Raw genomic sequence first — 2,463 nt, forward strand, 5'->3', positions numbered from 1 at the left:
CGCAATTACAGACGGATGATATTCTCGATGCGATGGTGCTGGCGGTGATGGCCAGCTATAAAGAAAGCGACTACTGCTACCTGCCACAGCCGGCACCGCTCGATCGCTATGGCATACCAATGCGGATTGTCTATGCCAGATAATAAAGCCTCAGTTTGCCGGAGAGATTATCCGGCAAACATCCGCCGCTCAGCCTTTAATCAAATTGAATAGTTCGTCTTTGAGCTGGAGACGGCGCATCTTCAGCTCTTCGGTATATTCATCGGACGGCGTTTCGTTGCCCTCTTCGATGCGTCGCACCTCGTGCTCGAGTTCATGATACTCATCGAACAGTTTGGCAAAATGGGGGTCATTGACCTTGAGCTCGTGAATACGCTCCTTGTGTTCGGGAAATTCGTGGATCAAGTCATGTTTTTCACCCAGCATGGGATTCTCCTTTATAAACAATAATAAATGTATCAAGCCTGTTCCGGCTGCCTTGTCTGCGTGACAATCAGCCAGGGTAATGTATAAGACCAATGACTCATGCTAACAAAAAAAAGCCTGCGAGACATTGAGCCGGATCAGACAATCTAGAAATAACTGGCACTGATGTCCTGATGCAGTTTTGCCAGTCCCAGCTGGAGCGTATCGACAAAGCTATGCAACTCTTCCTGCATCAACTTTTCTGGCTTGGCTGACAGGACTTTTTTCTGCAAGGCAGTCAAGGTCTTGAGCGGCTTGTCATTGTGCGGAAGATGCTGCAGGCAATTCTCCACCTCACAGATCGTATGGTAAAGCGCCCGCGGAAATCGACGTTCCTGTAACAAAAAGCGCAACACATCCGGACGGCGTACCCGGATGCGCATCTCGCGTCGGTACATCTGATAAGCGGTCAGGGATTTGAGCACGCTTACCCACTGAATATTCTCGAACGGACTGAGATCCTCGCTCATTTCCGGCAGCAGTGAGGCGGAACGCACATCGACAATGCGCGTGGTCATGTCGGCCCTTTCCAGATTCCGGCCCATGCGCAGAAAATCATAGCCTTCATCATGGGTCATGGTGCCGGCCAGCATGCCGGTCATGGTCTGGGCACCCAGTATAATTTGTCGCAGAAAATCATCACGCTTGCGCCGTCCCAGGCTGCTGCCGGCCAGCTCACGGGCTTGCAAATAATTGTGATTAATTTGTTCCCACGCCTCGCGCGGGATGATATCGCGGATGGTCCGGGCATTCTCCCGTGCCTGACGCAAAGAGCTGATGATTGAACCGGGATTGGCCTGTTCACTCACCATAAAGCGTACAACCTGGCGCTCATCGGCAGCATCGTGACGCTGATAGAACAGCTCGTGATTGCCCAGAATATCGATAATCGGCTCCCAGCCGAGGCGTACCCGTTTGGGCAGATCCAGCAACAAATGACTGTTGACGTTGATTAGCCGCGCGGTATTTTCCGCCCGTTCAATATAACGGGCGGCCCAGTAAATATTGTTGGCAACGCGCGAAAGCATCATGCTCCCGACTCCATGTCGATGATCCAGGTATCCTTGCTGCCACCACCCTGCGAGGAGTTCACCACCGTCGAACCCTTGCGCAGCGCCACACGGGTCAGGCCGCCGGTGGTCACATAGGTTTTCTCACCACTGAGAATAAACGGGCGTAAATCCAGGTGTCGCGGCTCGACCCGATTCCCAATCAAGGTTGGCGCGGTCGATAGTGTCAGCATGGGCTGGGCGATGTAGTTACGCGGATCCCGGCGGATCAGGTTGATGAACTTGTCACGTTCCTCCTGGCTGGCCTGGGGCCCAATCAGCATCCCGTAACCGCCTGACTCATTCGCCGGCTTGACTACCAGTTTGGCGATATTCTCGATGACGTAATCCCGCTCGCTTTTCTTAAAACAACGGTAGGTGGGTACGTTGCCGATCAACGGTTCTTCATCCAGATAATACTGGATAATCTCGGGCACAAAGGAATAGACCACCTTGTCATCGGCCACCCCGGCGCCCGGTGCATTCGCCAGTGCCACATTGCCCGCTTTCCAGGCCCGCATCAGTCCCGGGACACCCAGCATCGATTCGGGATCAAAAGCCTCCTGATCCAGAAACATGTCATCAATACGGCGGTAGATGACATCCACCTGCGACAACCCCTCGATGGTGCGCATGTAAACCATATTATCTTTATCGACAAACAGGTCCGACCCTTCGACCAGTTCCGCGCCCATTTGCTGGGCAAGGTAGGCATGCTCGAAATAAGCCGAGTTGTAGATTCCCGGAGTGAGCACCACAATTTCCGGCTGCTCAACACCCCGTGGCGCCAATGAAGCCAGCATGTCGTATAGCTGAGAGGGATAGTCATCTACCGGCAGGATATTGTAATTCTCGAACAACTCGGGAAAGACTCGTTTCATAATCTGGCGATTCTCCAGCATGTAGGAGACCCCGGAGGGCACGCGCAGATTATCTTCCAGGACATAGA

3 protein-coding genes are annotated in these 2,463 nt (G+C 53.1%); all 3 read right to left on the reverse strand.

Translation table 11 applies throughout. From position 1 onward, the window contains the following. Positions 1-189: 189 nt before the first annotated feature. Positions 190-426 (reverse strand): YdcH family protein, encoded by a 237-nt coding sequence (locus tag RI563_RS03290; protein WP_310692918.1) that lies wholly within the window; start codon positions 424-426, stop codon positions 190-192. A gap of 146 nt (positions 427-572) precedes the next feature. Beyond that, positions 573-1,496: an alpha-E domain-containing protein gene (locus tag RI563_RS03295; RefSeq protein ID WP_310692919.1), complete on the reverse strand. Its 924-nt coding sequence runs from the start codon at positions 1,494-1,496 to the stop codon at positions 573-575. Continuing rightward, positions 1,493-2,463, reverse strand: a 971-nt coding sequence (locus RI563_RS03300) for a circularly permuted type 2 ATP-grasp protein (protein WP_310692920.1), incomplete at its 5' end; no start/stop codon positions are given. The genes RI563_RS03295 and RI563_RS03300, both read right to left, overlap by 4 nt.

This window comes from Thiohalophilus sp. (assembly GCF_031581315.1).
Classification (GTDB): domain Bacteria; phylum Pseudomonadota; class Gammaproteobacteria; order UBA6429; family Thiohalophilaceae; genus Thiohalophilus.

What these genes read in the sequence shown, in the direction of transcription:
- RI563_RS03290 (WP_310692918.1), bottom strand. Translation starts at nt 426, where the DNA reads ATGCTGGGTGAAAAACATGACTTGATCCACGAATTTCCCGAACACAAG.
- RI563_RS03295 (WP_310692919.1), bottom strand. Translation starts at nt 1,496, where the DNA reads ATGATGCTTTCGCGCGTTGCCAACAATATTTACTGGGCCGCCCGTTAT.